General features: G+C 43.3%; 25 protein-coding genes. 22 read left to right on the plus strand and 3 right to left on the minus strand.

Annotated features, from left to right (window positions below):
• Nucleotides 1-10 precede the first annotated feature (10 nt).
• From K1I37_RS15155 to K1I37_RS15175, 5 genes are all read left to right on the plus strand, one after another.
• Complete coding sequence (locus tag K1I37_RS15155; protein WP_021296102.1) at nucleotides 11-205, plus strand: hypothetical protein; 195 nt, start codon at nucleotides 11-13, stop codon at nucleotides 203-205.
• 538 nt (nucleotides 206-743) lie between these two features.
• On the plus strand, nucleotides 744-944 hold the full coding sequence (locus K1I37_RS15160; RefSeq protein WP_236613862.1) for a hypothetical protein: 201 nt from the start codon (nucleotides 744-746) through the stop codon (nucleotides 942-944).
• Nucleotides 941-1477 (plus strand): 3'-5' exoribonuclease domain-containing protein, encoded by a 537-nt coding sequence (locus tag K1I37_RS15165; protein ID WP_021296099.1) that lies wholly within the window; start codon nucleotides 941-943, stop codon nucleotides 1475-1477. Before K1I37_RS15160 ends, K1I37_RS15165 begins: the two co-directional genes overlap by 4 nt.
• Complete coding sequence (thyX, locus tag K1I37_RS15170) at nucleotides 1477-2241, plus strand: FAD-dependent thymidylate synthase (RefSeq protein ID WP_021296098.1); 765 nt, start codon at nucleotides 1477-1479, stop codon at nucleotides 2239-2241. Before K1I37_RS15165 ends, thyX begins: the two co-directional genes overlap by 1 nt.
• Before the next feature lies 1 nt (nucleotide 2242).
• Complete coding sequence (locus K1I37_RS15175) at nucleotides 2243-2701, plus strand: hypothetical protein (RefSeq protein ID WP_021296097.1); 459 nt, start codon at nucleotides 2243-2245, stop codon at nucleotides 2699-2701.
• Nucleotides 2702-2893: 192 nt separating this feature from the next.
• Here the strand turns inward: K1I37_RS15175 and K1I37_RS15180 are convergent, their stop codons facing one another.
• On the minus strand, nucleotides 2894-3118 hold the full coding sequence (locus K1I37_RS15180) for a helix-turn-helix transcriptional regulator (RefSeq protein WP_040441187.1): 225 nt from the start codon (nucleotides 3116-3118) through the stop codon (nucleotides 2894-2896).
• Nucleotides 3119-3263: 145 nt separating this feature from the next.
• On the opposite strand from K1I37_RS15180, the gene K1I37_RS15185 reads away from it, so the two are divergent.
• The gene (locus tag K1I37_RS15185) at nucleotides 3264-3644 is read left to right on the plus strand and encodes a ParM/StbA family protein (RefSeq protein WP_021296096.1); all 381 of its coding nucleotides are present in this window, start codon (nucleotides 3264-3266) and stop codon (nucleotides 3642-3644) included.
• Between the two features lie 46 nt (nucleotides 3645-3690).
• Nucleotides 3691-4083, plus strand: a complete 393-nt coding sequence (locus K1I37_RS15190; protein ID WP_021296095.1) for a ParM/StbA family protein — start codon at nucleotides 3691-3693, stop codon at nucleotides 4081-4083.
• 333 nt (nucleotides 4084-4416) lie between these two features.
• On the opposite strand, the gene K1I37_RS15195 is transcribed toward K1I37_RS15190, so the two are convergent.
• Nucleotides 4417-4644 (minus strand): hypothetical protein, encoded by a 228-nt coding sequence (locus tag K1I37_RS15195; protein WP_152498768.1) that lies wholly within the window; start codon nucleotides 4642-4644, stop codon nucleotides 4417-4419.
• Between the two features lie 222 nt (nucleotides 4645-4866).
• On the opposite strand from K1I37_RS15195, the gene K1I37_RS15200 reads away from it, so the two are divergent.
• From K1I37_RS15200 to K1I37_RS15225, 6 genes are all read left to right on the plus strand, one after another.
• Nucleotides 4867-5091, plus strand: a complete 225-nt coding sequence (locus K1I37_RS15200; RefSeq protein WP_021296093.1) for a hypothetical protein — start codon at nucleotides 4867-4869, stop codon at nucleotides 5089-5091.
• Between the two features lies 1 nt (nucleotide 5092).
• Nucleotides 5093-5401, plus strand: a complete 309-nt coding sequence (locus K1I37_RS15205; RefSeq protein ID WP_021296092.1) for a hypothetical protein — start codon at nucleotides 5093-5095, stop codon at nucleotides 5399-5401.
• Nucleotides 5402-5413: 12 nt separating this feature from the next.
• Complete coding sequence (locus K1I37_RS15210) at nucleotides 5414-5620, plus strand: hypothetical protein (RefSeq protein WP_021296091.1); 207 nt, start codon at nucleotides 5414-5416, stop codon at nucleotides 5618-5620.
• Nucleotides 5617-6264, plus strand: a complete 648-nt coding sequence (locus K1I37_RS15215; protein ID WP_021296090.1) for a M23 family metallopeptidase — start codon at nucleotides 5617-5619, stop codon at nucleotides 6262-6264. The genes K1I37_RS15210 and K1I37_RS15215 overlap by 4 nt, the downstream gene beginning before the upstream one ends.
• Before the next feature lie 404 nt (nucleotides 6265-6668).
• On the plus strand, nucleotides 6669-8900 hold the full coding sequence (locus tag K1I37_RS15220; protein ID WP_021296088.1) for a hypothetical protein: 2232 nt from the start codon (nucleotides 6669-6671) through the stop codon (nucleotides 8898-8900).
• A gap of 48 nt (nucleotides 8901-8948) precedes the next feature.
• A complete protein-coding gene (locus K1I37_RS15225; RefSeq protein WP_021296087.1) occupies nucleotides 8949-10019 on the plus strand; it encodes a GmrSD restriction endonuclease domain-containing protein in 1071 nt (356 codons plus the stop codon).
• A 76-nt stretch (nucleotides 10020-10095) separates the two neighbouring features.
• Here the strand turns inward: K1I37_RS15225 and K1I37_RS15230 are convergent, their stop codons facing one another.
• A complete protein-coding gene (locus K1I37_RS15230) occupies nucleotides 10096-10983 on the minus strand; it encodes a tyrosine-type recombinase/integrase (protein ID WP_021296086.1) in 888 nt (295 codons plus the stop codon).
• Nucleotides 10984-11125: 142 nt separating this feature from the next.
• On the opposite strand from K1I37_RS15230, the gene K1I37_RS15235 reads away from it, so the two are divergent.
• The 9 genes from K1I37_RS15235 to K1I37_RS15275 all read left to right on the plus strand — a co-directional run bounded on the left by K1I37_RS15235 (nucleotide 11126) and on the right by K1I37_RS15275 (nucleotide 17066).
• Nucleotides 11126-11389: a hypothetical protein gene (locus K1I37_RS15235; protein WP_021296085.1), complete on the plus strand. Its 264-nt coding sequence runs from the start codon at nucleotides 11126-11128 to the stop codon at nucleotides 11387-11389.
• A 230-nt stretch (nucleotides 11390-11619) separates the two neighbouring features.
• Nucleotides 11620-11841: a hypothetical protein gene (locus K1I37_RS15240; RefSeq protein WP_021296083.1), complete on the plus strand. Its 222-nt coding sequence runs from the start codon at nucleotides 11620-11622 to the stop codon at nucleotides 11839-11841.
• Between the two features lie 238 nt (nucleotides 11842-12079).
• Nucleotides 12080-12616 carry an ATP-dependent Clp protease proteolytic subunit gene (locus K1I37_RS15245; RefSeq protein ID WP_021296082.1) on the plus strand — a complete coding sequence of 179 codons (537 nt, stop codon included), beginning with the start codon at nucleotides 12080-12082 and terminating at the stop codon, nucleotides 12614-12616.
• Nucleotides 12610-14346: a phage terminase large subunit family protein gene (locus tag K1I37_RS15250; protein WP_021296081.1), complete on the plus strand. Its 1737-nt coding sequence runs from the start codon at nucleotides 12610-12612 to the stop codon at nucleotides 14344-14346. The genes K1I37_RS15245 and K1I37_RS15250 overlap by 7 nt, the downstream gene beginning before the upstream one ends.
• 71 nt (nucleotides 14347-14417) lie before the next feature.
• Nucleotides 14418-14969 (plus strand): hypothetical protein, encoded by a 552-nt coding sequence (locus K1I37_RS15255; RefSeq protein WP_021296080.1) that lies wholly within the window; start codon nucleotides 14418-14420, stop codon nucleotides 14967-14969.
• Nucleotides 14970-15016: 47 nt separating this feature from the next.
• The gene (locus tag K1I37_RS15260) at nucleotides 15017-15217 is read left to right on the plus strand and encodes a hypothetical protein (protein WP_021296079.1); all 201 of its coding nucleotides are present in this window, start codon (nucleotides 15017-15019) and stop codon (nucleotides 15215-15217) included.
• A gap of 24 nt (nucleotides 15218-15241) precedes the next feature.
• Entirely contained in the window at nucleotides 15242-15469 is a 228-nt protein-coding gene (locus tag K1I37_RS15265; protein WP_021296078.1) for a hypothetical protein, read from the plus strand.
• Between the two features lie 183 nt (nucleotides 15470-15652).
• A complete protein-coding gene (locus tag K1I37_RS15270; protein ID WP_021296077.1) occupies nucleotides 15653-16042 on the plus strand; it encodes a hypothetical protein in 390 nt (129 codons plus the stop codon).
• 220 nt (nucleotides 16043-16262) lie between these two features.
• On the plus strand, nucleotides 16263-17066 hold the full coding sequence (locus tag K1I37_RS15275; protein ID WP_021296075.1) for an RNA polymerase sigma factor: 804 nt from the start codon (nucleotides 16263-16265) through the stop codon (nucleotides 17064-17066).
• The last annotated feature ends 218 nt before the right edge of the window (nucleotides 17067-17284 follow it).

A 17284-nucleotide genomic window follows, 5' to 3' on the forward strand; every position in this document is an offset into this window, starting at 1 on the left:
AGATGTACATATGAAATCTGACCTATCACGCATCAATCGTATCACCGACGCGTTAAACCATTTGTGGCATATGCACCCTGATTTGCAATTTGGACAACTCGTATATTACATAGCTGACGTAGAACGATGGGACAACATATTTCACGTTGAGGATGACCAATGGATAAATTGGATTGAAGAATTGGTTGGTGATGCGAGTGAATGAATTTCTAGAACGGTTAAAGGACGCGTGCGTGATAGCCATAATTGCATCGGCATTTACAACGGCGATATTCGGACTTGCATGGTTATTATCAAACTATAACTGGCTATCTATTACCGTTGAAGCGATGATAATGTTGGTTGCTGTTGTAGTAATAATCATCGGTGCGTACAAATTTATCAATTGGCTATTCATCGAACCATTCCGCAAACGAGAGGAATGAGGATATGTATCGCACACTGTTCAATCGTACATATGGACGTTTGCGCGTATTCGTTGACCGTGATGTTTACATAGCGTTCGGGATTACATTTGGGCTTAGATTGATTAAGGTGGAATTTTGGACATATGGATTGGGGTTGATGTGGTAAATGAAGTTGTTAAGTGTGTTAACCGATATGATTTTGCCAGCGGCATGGGGATTAGCAATGTGGATTTCATCGAACAACATTATATACGTGCTATTCGCGATTATGTGCGCTTGGATAGTCACTTTGTTGATGGATATTCGACGGAACACAAATAAGTGAGGTGATATAAATTGTATAATTACTGTCCGCACTGTGGGAAGCCATTGCCGACGCAACCTACATTACCACTGTATCCGCCGACTGCACCTGTTTATCCAGGAGATCGATGGTTTGGCCCAACGGTTACATGTGATGATTGGTGGACGGGTGTGACGGATGTTCATCCGAATACACCTGGCAATACGGGTTACCGTGAGGAGGATGAACGATGAAGGTGTTTTTCGATACAGAGTTCACTGGGCTGCGTAAGAACACAACGTTAATTAGCATCGGATTGGTTGCTGAAGACGGGCGTTCATTTTATGCGGAATTAACCGATTACGATGAGTCACAAGTGGACGATTGGCTGCGCAAAAATGTGATTGCGAATTTAACACTCACCAATCAATCACTACAGCTAGATGACCAAGGTGAACATTGGAATATACATGGTAGTAAATCAGCACTCAATTATTGGCTACAGGAATGGCTATCCCAATTTGATGCTGTCGAGATGTGGTCAGATTGTCTGTCGTACGATTGGGTGTTATTCAACGATATATTCGGACATGCGTTCAACATACCATCCAATGTTTATTACATACCGTTTGACATTTGCACGCTGTTTAAAGTTGCTGGTGTTGATCCCGATATTAGTCGCGAAGAGTTTGCTGGTGTAGATGATTATGGACGCAAACACAACGCACTGTATGATGCCCGTGTGATTAAAGCATGTTATGACAAGTTGATGGAGATGATTGGATAATGGCTGAAACAACGATGTCGGTTACGCTATTAGCACATACGCAATTGACTGAACAAATGCGGGATAAATTGTTTATGTGTGACGAACCATTCGATGCATATGTTGCACCACCAATTGATGCAACACATGGACAGGCGGTTGCATTATCAGCTATTCGTACATGCTATTCCCCACTCAAACCATCTGAAATTGTAGAGGTTGAAGGTGATAAATATTTCGGCAAACAAGCAACTGATGGTGGTACGGGTACGGATGCAGATCGGCTATTTCGTCAAATTGTTGCATCTAAACACACTTCCACCATGGAGCATATTACCTTCACATTTGCCGTAGAAGGTGTATCACGTGCCCTACTCGCCCAACTTACGCGTCATCGTGTCGGATTTAGTTTCAGTGTACAGTCGCAACGGTACGTGAAATTGGGTAGCGGTGATAAGTCAGGTGGATTCGATTATGTTGTGCCGGAAACCATCAACAATTCTGCGGCTCTCGACATATTCGTTGAAACAATGAAAAGGTTGCAGCAAGTGTACGATATGTTACGGCATTACGGCATTCCATCAGAAGATGCACGCGCAATATTGCCCAACGCAACCGCAACAAACTTGACGATGACTGCTAATCTACGCGCTTTGCTCGATTTTTATAGCAAACGTCGAAAAGGTCGAGGTGCACAACACGAAATCACTGAACTGGCCGAACGGTTGCGTGAATGTGTGGTTGAGGTTGAACCATGGACAGATGCTTTTTTCGGAGGAATGTAATATGTATTTAGACAAGAGAAGGGAGCGACTTGTAAACATTTTGTATATGGCTAAGAGGCGTTGTTTAAACCCAAACGACAAAGATTTTGCCGACTATGGTGGAAGAGGAATACGCGTATGTAACGATTGGATGGAGAACATAGATTCGTTCGTTGATTGGGCGCTCAACAATGGGTATGCCGATAATTTAACGCTCGACAGAATAGACGTGAACGGTAACTACGAACCAAGTAACTGTAGATGGATAACTCGTAAAGAACAACATTGGAATAAGAGAAAAACCATTTATTTGACCATTAACTCTGAAACTAAGTCTATAGGGGAATGGTCAGAAATTACTGGGATACCGACTAATGTGCTTTTTTATAGAACTCGCAAAGGGTGGCCTGAAGATAAATTGCTTAAACCGGTAAACAAGCATAAAAAGCACCACCGAAGGACGATGCGTATGGATATTTGATTATACTTGAAACATTTTGCTTATAAAATTTCATCTGTACAATCGTGTACATGCAACATTCACCCACCCTCTCGCATACGCTGTGTCGAGCACTTGTGCCGACCGGCGATGTGGCAATAGTGTATACACCCACCTGGACAACGTATCTAGGTGGGTTTTTGTTTATCCTTCTCCCCGTTGTTAACTGGTTGATTACGAATCTGTATCTCCGCCGTTACTTATCGTCCAATACCATAAATCTTCGACCGTTGTGTCGAGTGCGCGTGCGATGCGTATGGCGGTATCGATTGTTGGTTTGCGTTTGCCATTAACGATGAGACTCAAGCTGGATTCATCCATCCCTATCTGCGTGGCCAGCCATCTATTCTTCAATCCGCGTTCCATTAACATTCGTTTAAGTGGAGTTATCGTATCCATAAGGGCTTATTTCGACGCGAAACTTGTACGCACCTTTATTGGATGTCCGCGCAAAAATAATTTTGCGCATCACACAAGGACAATGTATTGCGATTTTGTCCTCTGTATAGGTATGAACTAGGTAATCACGAAGGAGGAAATCGCATTGAAGGTAATCGGATTGGATGTCGGGCGTCACAGTGTCAAAGCGTACACCGACGATAAATGTGCGATGTTTCCAGCCATCATAGGGACATATCGCCCACTCAAACTAGAATATCAGCGCACGCCAGATGATATGGAGGTTGAACATATCGGCAAACGGTATTACGTCGGAAACATAGCGAACGAGTCACGGGACGGACGCCGCAACTTTATGGCGACGAAGGCTATCGACGATACACGCATATTGGGATTAGTTGCGATATCGCGATTGGCTGCGCATGAGGAACCGGTACACTTAGTCATCGGTCACCCTATTACCAACCATGTACCGGATGAAAAGGAACGGATGAAACGGTTGATGTTGGGGGCAACACGCTATTGAAGTTGATGGTCGTGTCAAACAAATCACAATTGAACGAGTGGATGTGGTGCCGGAGTGTGCGAGTTGTGTGTATCTACTTCCGTCTAAATCGGGCATAGTACATGGGATCGACTTGGGTGGCGCGACAACAAATTATGTAACGTGGGAAAATGGAAAATGGATGGATTTGCGGTCGGGTACGTTGCCATACGGAGTGTTAAATAAGGAAATGGAGTTTCACGATTTAGCGCGATTGATTGCGTTCGATTTGATGAAACACATGTGGGGATTCAATGGACCAGTGTACACGATGGGCGGTACCGCCGAAATACTAGCAGTTGCGTTACGCGAATATGGATTGAAAGATGTTGTGTCCATCGAAGAAGGAGTGTACGCGAATGCAAAGTCATACTATACAGTTGGCCGGTTACTCAGTAAAAAGTTACAGACGCAGCGATAAGTGTGAAATTGTCACTATGTCAACCGGATGGAATGTGCTCGATTCTGAACAACGCGCAGATTTAGAATGGATATATTCCGCGCCCAATCGTGCTGGTCGTATACGCGAGTGTGTGAGACGTGTTCGGTTGATGATGCAAAATGGGGCGCAAGCAACCACACCGCCTGCACCCACTATCAAATCATCCGTCATGGATAATGTCCCCATATCAGACGACGATATACTGGATGGATTAATTTAATTACGGGTGCAGTACATGTGCCAAATGCACCCAATCGTGTGCAGTCCAAATTGTTATACCCAATAGCGTAATGGTTCCAATGATATATCCCATTAAAAATGCCACACTCCGGCCAACACGTTTAGCACAGCTCCAATTGCGCCGCCGATGAAAAGGTACAAAGGTTCCGCGAACATATTGATCACTCCAATTGGTTTATTTGTTGAGGGTAGTGTGTCCGCAGAAAGAGGTGAATATTCGATGTCGCCTAAAATTAAAGGTGTAATTGTTTTTACAACATTTGTTGGTGCTGCAAGTGTATGCGCAATATTGTCAGCCACCTATCCTATCGCAATTTGGGGCGTTGGATATGCCGTATTGCAACGTCGTAAGCAACCGCAACATGTATGCCCATTGGTTCAATACTCTAAAGAGGTGAAGTTGCGTGCTGTGGATTAAAGCAATGCAATGGTTAGCCAAAGTCAATCCATCGGACTTGCCGACACAACTCAATATACAAGACGTAATCGATATGTTTTTAACTGCGATTGGAGGTCAATAAAATGGGACTTATGGGCATCATCGTTAAAGGTGCGATGGAGACACGTAAAGCAAAGGCACTCGCACGTATCAATAATGAACACGCAGCTGAAATGGCTCAAATTAAGGCTGAAGCGGCGAATCTAAAAGGTCAAAGTACGGCGGCTATTCACGAGTTGATTAAATTGGCTCAGACTCACCACGAGATGTTGACCGAAATATTAAATGCCCTAACTGGAGGTCATTGATATGCGTGCGGAGACGATAAAGTGGAATGACTTTTTTAATAACTCAACAAACGTCGCCAATTTACGATCATCTTCTTTTGATGATGGGATTCCAGCGAGTAGTCGAAACCATGATTTCGATTTTGATGATATCTGGCCTGAAGTGATTAAAGCCGCAGATTGGACTGCTATTTCGATTGCAGTCATCACAGGGTTCTTATGGATGTTCGGCAATCGTTCGTTGGCTATCAAACGACTACTCGACATGGCGATTGGACTGGAGGTGATAATACATGCTCCCCAAATCATACGTTGGTTACTAAAGTTCTAAGGAGGAATTGCGATGATATTTTTTGCTAAGACGGAAACGAAAGCGGATTTGGCGCTATATATGGCTGCAACGGTTGCGAGTATTCCTGTTTGGATGATGGGTGGTTGGATACCATTGTTAGCAACTATCGGCGCCACCGAATGCGTAACGGGTGCATATGAATTCATTTGTGATACGAGCCAGAAAGTGAAATTGATGCGTGGGCGTGGGGCGTCATGACAACTTGGCGCATTACGAGTGGATGGCATGAACATGACGCAGCGCACTCCGATCACCTACATCAAGGAATTGATTTTGGTGTCGCAATGGATACACCAATACGGGCGTTTGAGGGTGGCGTAGTCGACAAAGTTACACACGACAATGCTGGATTCGGCAATGCAATTTGGCTCAAATTTAATGATGGGTACACGGCTGTACTTGGGCATCTCGACAAAGTGTATGTCAAACCAGGCGACCATGTATATGTACAAGAAATCATCGCGCGTAGTGGGGATAGTGGACATAGCACTGGACCCCACCTTCATCTCGGAATTATGGACCCACATGGCGAATGGATTAATCCCGAACGATACATCAACTTACACCAAGTCATGGAACCGAGTGTGCTCTATGGTGGTGGTGACTGGTCACACAAAGTTGTGTCTGGATGGTTCAGTTCAATTGGCAATGCAATAGGCGATGGCGTCAATGGGCTTTTGCGAGAGCTTGTGCACGAATTAACCGAACAGATGCCATATATCGTTGTGGCAACGTTGGTTATTGGAGGATTTCTGAAGATGTTCGGAAGCAAAGTCTGGGCACCTAGATTATGGATTGCTTCTGGTATTGGTGCTGCATGGATGATATTTGTGAAGGGATGACTAATATGGTAGTCGTGATAGGTGGAACGCAATTTGATACAGACAACAAGCAACAACTCATTGATTTTGCGAAACATGCCAATGATATACAATTGATCGAATTGGCATCGGTACTTCAACATTCGCACAGTTTATGGTCATTCGATGCTTATATGTTGAATGACATAATCGAGCATTTATTTTAAGGGAGTGTCCGTATGTACTCGCCTATCCGAATCATCCCTAACACACATCGCATTTATCGCATCACGCCACACAAGTCCGTATTAAACAGTCAAAATAGACGTTTGTGGTTAGTGTTACATGAATTAATGTCCCTCTACTCCCCCATTTCTACACGCACAATACGGCGAGGAAAACATATCGAAGTACGCAACAAGGATGATATTTGGTGGATTGTACAGTTGATGTGCGACGAAAATGAACAGCGACAGATACAATTTTATATGGCTGTCACAGATACATTTAATGACACCTTGAAACTACGTCTCGCCAATCACGACCAATGGCACAACAATACGTTGACAGAGGCATCGACTGATGACGTTAACGTAACACCAAACAATACATCCGTTGGCGAATTGAGATTGATACGAAACAACATATTCAGCCTGCGATGTAATTACAGTGAACAGACTTCCCCACTACGCAATTTGATGGATGTCATTCGTCAACTCAAACCAGGCGACAAAGTATCGCTTCACATGCGATTTGAAGCATATCCTCGTATGAAATGGAAGCGCTCGGCTGATTACGCGTGGCATATTTGGAACAACGATAAAGTGCCGCAACGCAATAAAATAAAACCCGCCAATGCGGTTCAATCAGCCAGCAAACTTGTGACGGGTACGGTGAATCAAATAGTCGATATGACAGAAGATGTCGTCAACGGAATTGAGCAAAGTGTATTTAGCACTCGTAAGTCAGACCAAATAACAATAGGGCGTCTTGAGATAAAGGATTTAGAACGACAACGATTACTGGTTGATGGTGAATTAGGTTCAGATACGATGAACAAACAAAATCGACCTGTATTCAAATCGTCATTGTACGTATTGATTCACTCAGAAGATCGTGTGCGTCGTGATATGTTGATACAGAGTGTTGGTGCGTCGTTTGTCGAGTTGAATGGAAAAAATCAATTGGTGATTGAACCACGTCGCATTGGAATAGTTGATATGTGTAATCATCTACAATACAACGTGATTGACCGTGATCCTGTGTTACTCAGCAACGAAGAGATCGGTAAGTTGGTACAATTGCCAACATCAGACTTGCAACAGGAATATAAAGATGTGTTGGAGGCTAATCGTACCGTTGAAGTTGAAGTGCCGAGTGTGTTTACGGATGATAAAGGTATATACATGGGCGATGTCGTATATCGTGGAGAATCGAAACCAGTTTTCCTCCCCACTAAAGATGATGATATGTTATTTACACCTCGTGCATTTGTTGCATCTCCACGTGCAGGCAAGGATATGGCCATTGTCAACTTTATTGTTGAAGCCAAGAAGAAACATAATATTGGAACTGTCATATTAGACGCGATTGATGAACGTGGTGAACGTGGTATGTCTGATTCGGTACGCGATGCGCTGAATCAGGATGATGTGATTGATTTGAACTTGGGTGACTACGAGTACCCGATATATCTTGGATTGCAAGATATTGCGTCATTCAAATCAGCGCGTATTATTCGCAACAGAATCGCGCAAGAGTTGACCTCATTCCTAATGGGCGACGGTGATGAACATCGTACCGAAGATTATTTACAAGGGTTCGCACAAGCGGCAAATGCCGATCCTGTCATGATACGGTCATTGCTAACAAACGCACAATTACGCGAAAAGGTACTACACGAGTTGAACGACGAGGAAGCTATCGACGCACTACAGCAATTTAACGAATTATCGTCAGACAGTATGCGTGCAACGGTAGCTGCACCAATCATTACACGTTTAAACAAGATACAACGCGACGCCTTCCTCAAGCCACTGTTCGGTCAACGATATAATCCTAAAATTACGTGGGGCAAATGGATGAACGAGAACAAAGTGATAATTGTTCGTATACCATCACGTGACTTAGGACCAATGGCGGTGAAAACAATTATGCATTGGCTGACATTGGTCATATTCCTTACGAAAATAAGTGGATGTGGTGGGCGTACGTATTGCATTTTTAACGAACCACATCAATATGAAACACCTGGACTTGTATCATTTTTACAGCGCATGTTGTATGAGGGGCCGAAATATCGCATCGCACCAATATTCGCGTTTTATGACTTCAAAAAGTTGACGAAGGATTTCACTGATGTACTAATGTCCAGTGGCGTCAACTGGCATCTTGGCAACAACAGTTCACTCGACGTATTCACACGGCTCAAGGATGTTCTCACTCCTACATTTACACCAGAGGAAGCGAAAGAACAGGTTAAGCGTTTCCAGTTTATAGCTGTGTGGCGGGATACCAGTGGCGAGTATCAAACACCATTCTTATATCATGCGCCACCTCTTGTATACAAACGTTATGAAACACGATACAACAGCGCACTTACACGTGAACACAGCAAACGGTACGGTCGCCCAATCAATGACGTATTACGCGATATCAGATTGCGGTCTAAAATTTGATTAAACGTGGTATAATGCAATTAAGAATTCCATAAGGAGAGTGTGGACGTGATTAGTACATCTAGGGTTAGTAAGACTGTTGGACAAATTGCTCTCGAACGCAAGCAGATTCGACTAGATATAAAATTTCAACGTAATGACGTATGGAAACTAGAAGATAAGTCCCTACTTATCCACTCGTTGACACAAGGTTATCCTGTGCCTGACATTTATGCGGTTGACAAAGGTGACACATACCTGTGGGTGCTAAACGGTAAACAACGTACAAGGGCAATATTGGGATTCATTGATGGAGAATACGCTTTGGCCGACAATACACCTTCCGTTGAGTTGGATGATGAGGAATATGAAATTGCTAACTTGACATATAAAGAACTACCAGAAATACTTCGGCAAAGGTTTAACAACGCTTCTATCGAGTTTGTGCAGATGCGTGGCATGACTGAGGAGCAGATTGAAGAGGCCTTTATCCGTCTCAACCGTGGTATTGCACTAAAACCAATTGAGTTGACGCGCGCTATGGCTGGGTCGGATGTAATTGAGTTTGTGGAGTCAATCGTAACAAAGCCATTTTTCACCGATAGTGTCAATTTCACATCGACAATGCGTAGTCGATTCACTCATGAAGAGTTGATTTTACAGATTATGCTATTGGTAGCCAATGATGGCGCAGGTGCTGATATCGGTGGTGCGTCCGTAAAAGAATTCGTCAAGTGGTTACGCGACACAGGCATATCAGATAAAGTGTCTGAAACAATCAATGTTGTGACCGACTATTTGGGTGAAGCGTTCCCTATTGTAGAAGGCGCTAAACGCGAAACATTCCTGCGTAAAACACACTTGCCCAATTTGTTCATAGTGGCTATGAAAGCATTGGAGTTAGAAGTGCCACCATTAAAGTTTGGCGGATGGGCACAGCAATTCTTTAATCGGCAACGAAATGGGAGCGCCTATAACGAAGCCACTCGTGGCGGTAGTGCTAAAAAGGAAAATGTGCAAAAGCGTATTAATGTTATGATACGCGATTTTGAGAAGCACATTGATGATGCACCGGTGTATCAGCCAAAGATTCCTCGCCCACGTGGACGCAGGAGAAACGAAGACCAATTGAGTGCATAAAATTGGGGGTGGTCATTACGGCCACCCTTAAATATTATAATTTGGTGTTCAAAATATAACATTAAGTGTTCTATGATCACATTTCCACGTTGATAAAATCCACAGCCGAGTCACGTAACTTATTGATTGTGTGAACGTATCGACTGGTAACGCGCATGTCACTGTGGCCGAGTAATTGTTGCACCTGATGCACATTCGCCCCGTTATACAGTGCCGATGTTGCTGCACTATGTCTAAACCAGTGTGGCGTGACTCGTTTATGAATACCAACCTCTTTGACAGTTTTGCGCACCATTTGCTCTACGGCTTCTTTCGTCAATTTAGTTCCTCGTCGACTAACAAATAGTGGTGCATCCTCTACCTCATCCAATCCACAGTCCGAACGGTAATGTTGTAACGCATCGACTAAAGCACATTGCAATTTCACGTAGCGGACTTTGTTCCCCTTCCCCACCACACGCAATCCGCAATGTCCTTCTTCGTCATAATATACATCGTTCCAGGTGGCGTTGATTAATTCACTAACACGCAAACCGGTTGTATACAACATCGTCACCAATAGCCAGTCACGAGTATTGTGCGACCGTAAATATGAACGAATTAATTCCACCTCATCATGCGACAACACTCGCTCAATTGTTTCATTCTTCTGTTCCTTCGGCAATTTGTATACGGCGAATGGATTGGCGATAAGATACCCTGGTTGGCCGCCGAGAAATTTGTACAATGATTTAAGCGTACTAATCATCCGGCGTTGTGTGGATACAGCCAAGTGTGATATCGACTTCTGGTATTCGATGATATCCCCTACCGTGACCGTATTAAGTGGTTTGCCAACAAATCGAACGAATCCAGAAATTGTGTTTTCGTACACTTTCATCGTTTCAACGCTCTGCGTTTCATACATTGACAAGTACAAGTTGATATAATTTGTATCCGCAGACGACACACTCGTTGTCAGCATCATCATCGCCTCCATGTGCTTCGTTAAAATCATTATAGCGAAGTTATGCACACAATATACCGCCATTTTTATATCAAAGCAACTATTGATTTTGTATTATATAATCGATATAATTAAATTAAAACAAATTGGAGGTGTCATCGTGAATGCCGAAGACATGAATAAATTCTTCTTAGAGTTGTTTGTATTGTGCCGCAAGTACAACATTCAACATCTACAAGGGATAATTACATATGACAACGGCATGTACAGGCGGTACATATCTTCCATCAAAGAATTTACGCCACGACTAGGCGACACCAAGGATGCGGAGAAATTGGTGCGCAAAATGTTAATCGACTATGCGCTAGATACCAACAATAAGGAGATGTTTGATGAGTTGACAATACGTGATGATATTGAGTGACCACACATGCCCACGATGCAATGCTGATTTAGTGTGCGATACATATTTGGATGGCATCGACCGTGATGGGCGTGGATATATGGTGGACGATTACAGATGTGCTGATTGCGGATGGCGACCGATTGACGGTGAATGGTTTAGGCGTTGTGAACAATGCAACCTATGGATAGGTCGATGCGAATGTGACCGTTGTGGTAGTTGCGGTGAATTGTGCGAGGAGTGTGAATGCGATGATGAGCGTACATAATCGATTGTGGAAGTACGATGATGAACATATCGCTGGATATACAGAGGATCGTAAGGTGATGTCATTGATACGCAAACGATATCCTGTCATGGCTACATATCGTCGCGGATTACAAGGGAAAGAATTCGCACGACAATATTTGATGCCAATGGAAGTGGCAGATGACATGGTACAAATATTTAATGTGAGATTAGAAAAACGTTAAAACTTGGCACATTTAACGCTTGGATATGATGCGTACGACCATTTTATCATGCGATGATACAAAAGCCGTCAGAATGGACGCTAGGTGCCTCAAACAACGAATTATAAGGGGTGAACAGTATGTGGCTATGGGCAATGACACACCCGTATCTTTTTTTCGGTGATTGTGTTGGCGTTGGTTATCGGAATCACTGATGCAATGGTGAACGTAGCACGTATATTCCAAAGGTGGTGATGAGTTGAATCGGAGATTGTTGTTATTTGATGAGATTAATAGTGGTACAGTTTCTAAACTAATTGAGAAAATAAATGAGATTAACAACCACGATGATGAACAGGTATTGAAGGTGGTTGGCCATCAGCGTTTACCGATTACACTGGCTATCAATAGTCCTGGCGGCAACGTTACGGATGGATTTGCATTAGTAGGTGCTATAGAGTCAAGTGAAACACCGATTCATACTGTCGCAATGGGATTAGTGGCTAGTATGTCGTTGCTTATATTTCTATCTGGTCATAAGAGATTTGTACATAATTTGGCCATTTTTATGTACCACGACATGAACGGGTGCACATGGGGCACTTTGACTGAACGTATGCGACGACAAAAAGAAGATACGCGCTGGATGAAAATGTACGACGACTACGTAATCAGTAAGACGAAAATTAGGCAAGAACAGCTAGATCAAATTAAAGGTACAGTGAACGAATGGTACATATATGCGGATGAAGCATTGTCACTCGGTTTGGCAGAAAGTGAGTTGGTGAGATGTTAACAGAAAAGGATAAACAGCGTCGCGAACGCATCGACAAACTTGAGGAAATTAAGAAGAAACTTGTGCGGAAAGCCAGCGGTAAGATAGAAAATTTGTCAACTGTGGACAGACAGGTGTTGCTCACTGTCAATGCGGAATTGAAAAAGTTGGAGCGCATTGAACGGTGCCGATGGGATATGATGGAGTTTGCCAAGGAATATCTATCCGAAGAACGCGGCAGTAATCCAGAACAGTTTCTATTGCGCAATGAGACCCCTTCCCCACCATTTCATTATGAGATGGCGAAAAAGGTGTTGGAGGTCAAGGACAGACCTGGTGTAGCGAGACTGGCTATTATTGCGCCACGCGAACACGCGAAAAGCGCCGTCATATCGCAAATCAATATCATACATAGTATTGCTTATGAATTGACCAACTATACAATTTTCATATCAGCCATGCGTCCAACCGTTGTCCGTCTGATGAAGTTCATTAAAGATGTACTGAAATATAACAAAAAGTTTCGTGAGGATTTCGGCGAGTTAATGTCTGAAGTTCCCCAACGGAACATCATGGACAGAGAAGACGCAATTACAACGCTAAACGGTATCACCATCGAGTGTTACGGCGCAGACTCACCTTTGCGTGGTGCGCGTAGCGGAGTATCTCGACCAGATTTGATTTTCGATGACTTAGAAGATCGTGAAAACGTTACTAATCGCGAAGCTATACAAAAAATGGTGGACAAGTTCGACAAAGAGTTCATGCCATTGGGCGATAGTCGTAATAGTAAATACTTTTATGCCGGTACTATTTTGGCGTACGACTCGTTGCTTCATCAGATATACACAAAACGACAACATGAATGGGAAACATTGTTCTGGCAAGCTGTGATTCGTGACGCTGACCGACAGGACTTATGGCATCAATATGAGACTATTGTAAAGGACTTCAGTAACCCTAATCGTGGGCCAGAAAGCCAGAAATTCTACGAGGATAATAAGGAGGAAATGAACAGAGGCGCTGTTGTATTGTGGCCGGAAAAACGTGATTACAAAATGTTGATGGATCTAAAAATCACCAATCCATTGGCATTCCAAACCGAGCAGCAAAATGATCCAATAGACAAATCCAGACAACTGTTTGTCAAGGATAATTTCACGTATTACGAGAATTTCGATGGTGAGTTCATATACGACCACGGACATAAAATTGCCATTGCGGATTGCAGACAAGATGTGGCTGGTATTGACTTAGCTCGTGGTAAAGCCAAAGGTGATTTCATCGTTATTGGTCGTGTTGTGAAGAGTGAGTCCGGCGCCATGTACATTGTTCACTGTGATCCGTTCAAGGCGAAGGTTAGCGAGCAGTTGAAACGGGCAGCAGACTTTATCGAACAATATCGTCCAAAAGTGTTTATCGTAGAATCAACTGCGTATCAAGGTTCGTTCTACGATCAGTTGTTAGAGGAATTGCAGCGCCGAAATGTGTATGGAACTAAGGTTGTAGAGGTTCCACCGAAACAGAACAAGTCCAAAGAAGACCGTATCGCCGAGTTGGAGCCGATGGTGTCAAACGGTTCATTGCGATTTAATCCAACGCATTACATGTTGCTTGACCAATTGGAAAAGTTCACGCCAACAGGCAGTACCGTGAACGATGACTGTCCAGATATCATCCAACAATGTGTTGCGTACATGAACGAGAACATGCATGACGGAATACTGGATTGGTACAAATCGAAAATTTGAGTTTATACTATCCCACATGTGAATTGTATGATATAATTGATATAATTAAATCAAAGGAGAGTGTTGAGAAGATGAGTGATATCAAGGCAACCGTAAACATTGATGTGTCAGATGCGATTAGCGGTTTGAAGGCGTTGCAACGTCAAGCAAAGGAAACGATACATACGCTGAAGGAGATTGAATCTGTATCAGGTGAAATAATGAACAGCAGTTACCAACAACTGTACTACTCGAATTTGTGCAAAGTGTTAGGTGTCCCAGGCGACAAACCTGTAGATGTACGCTATATCAACAAGCAATTGTACGACTTGATTATCGATTCAACGTTTAGCGATGTGGTCTTACACTATAAGCATTTTGACGGTGCCACCACATCGGCATTGGCCGCACTTTTAACCTTCGACAACGTGTACTATGTGACGATGGGGATTAATTCATCCGTGTACCAATTCGCAAGGAAACACTCCGTCTCCAATAAGGTTATAAATGCACTGGCACCAGTGATTAGGTCATCTTTGATTAGGAAAGTGTATATACTTGATAATCAATTGGATGCTGGTAGTGTGAGTGATATTGTCCACGACAACGACCGCACCATCACGCTGTACGGTCATGAAGATTGACGGGTTGGGGGATACCCCCTTCCCCACTCAAACTGGAGGTGGCACATATGTCATCGCGCCAATATGACGCGGAAGTATATCGTACATATCAACTTATCTTGTTTGATGAAAGCAGCGAGAAGGAGTATGCGTCGTGTATAGACCCTATTCCGCATGAATTGGCTGAATCAGAAGCACGTAAGCATGGGTACGCGCAGTATGAAATTGTGGAAACGGTGAGCACCGTGCGACGACATGTAGTGGAGTGAAAATGGATTGGAGGCGATGTCGCGGTGTTTAGATTATCTTGGTTGATAGAGCACATGAAAGAAGGGGAAATTGCGAGAGCAAATTACGCACAAGATGAGCGTTGGTTTATTACTAGACGATACGGATTCTTTTGGTATTGCGATGAAAACGGGAATATATATCCAAAGACAAGTGCAAACGATGTTGTCATTGTTACTTTGACTCCAAGCAACATGGGGGCGTGGTATGAAATAGTTGGTTTGGCTGAATAAACAGTCCATCCATCACGCTTATACACACCAGTACGCAACATGTATTTAGTTGAAAATGAGGAGGAATAAACATTGTGGTAGAGATGAAAAAAAGCTTACAGATGTTGTACGCTTAGGGCACAAATTAACGGTTGGTGTGCTAAAATGGCGACAATAGTTAAACAACAAGAGGTGACTGTGTAGATGGATAAATCAGTTGACAACATTCATATTGTATTTGAGAACTGCGAATACATCGAGGTTCCGTGCTCTGACTTTAGATATATAAATCTATACGATATCACCGAATCAATATGTATGAATAACCTCTTGTTGCGGGAAAAAGAAAACGCGCATTACTTCAGGACGGCTAAAAGAGCCAAGGTGGTAATTGTCGACAAACCTGAATACCAACGTGTCAAACAATATTCCGATATCACACATTTTCAATTGCGAAGCGGCAACACGGAGTTGGATTATGTTGGTATTCGATGGTCAGATGACAGTAGCGATTGGTCGAATAAGGGACAAGTTGTTACGACCATAGGAGACGAGATTCACATCGACATCAATCTGGAGCAGGATGATGAATGACAATGGATAACAATTGTCAAACGCTTTACGAAAATTGCCCTTGTTGCAACAGTACATTGCTATATATGGAGGATGAAAACGCCAATTCAGGTGAAATTGAGTGGTTTGTTATGTGTTCCGCATGTGATTGGACTATCAATGACCCATTTACCGACGAAAATGACGGCGAGGAATATTATTACACCAACGAATGGGTATATGGCCAAGTGGAGGATGCTTAATGGGAAGTCACGTACATATCGATTTGTATAAGAACGAAATTACATACGACACAGTTTACCCTGAAACCAGTCGCGGCGTAGGCCGATTGCTGAAAGACCTATACGCGATGCGACACGGTGAAATGTTCAATGGGGATATCGATGCCGTAGTCATGCGATTAGACCTGGAAGAAGCACTCCATAGCACGTGTATGACTCCGCGCCAAAGACAGGCAATCGCATTTTATTATATGGCCGAATTGAACGACGAGGAATGCGCACGTTTATCTCGAATCAGCCAGCAGAGTTTTCACGAACGTAGACAACGAGCATTATTGCATATCGCACAGTACATATCCAATTCGGACGGTAGTGTTAAGCCACAGACGATATGGAATTCAGACCATGTGCGTAACTTTGGTGATGAGATCGAAAAATGGAATCAGCGCGTAATCAACAACGACGACAGGTGGTGGGAAATCGACAATAGCGCGCTGTCTGCGTTGGCGAAATATTTTCCTAGTGTATGTGGTATCGAACGCACCGACTACGACGAAGAATCAACATATGAGTATAGGTTAAGCGACACGTCAGATACAGACTGGGAGGTGTTAATGGAGAAACCCGAACAATGTGTTTTGCACTCAACACGTAGGCGAAAACGTTCGGCGGAATATTCGGGTGAAGATGGCGGGAAACGTAGACGGTTCTATGTACATATGCCGAACGATAACAATATCAACAAGGATAAGTGGCATTGGACATATAACGAAGTAAATCCAATTATAATTATAGACGAAAAAACCTGTAAAATCGACGATTAGTGCATATATGTATAGAAAAGGATATACCATCGTACAAAGTCGGACATTATGCAATTGATATAATAATCACCGTAGAGCGATGGAACGGACAGCCATCGGGCACACGAAAGTGGTAGTCGATGCAGGGTAGGTCAACCTGCCTACGGTGAGCGAATTACCTCAACTAGTGGAGTAATCCACCTGAGACCACCAGCCAGCCTCGTCGCTGGCGTAGGTGG

Source organism: Alicyclobacillus acidoterrestris (assembly GCF_022674245.1).
GTDB lineage: Bacteria > Bacillota > Bacilli > Alicyclobacillales > Alicyclobacillaceae > Alicyclobacillus > Alicyclobacillus acidoterrestris.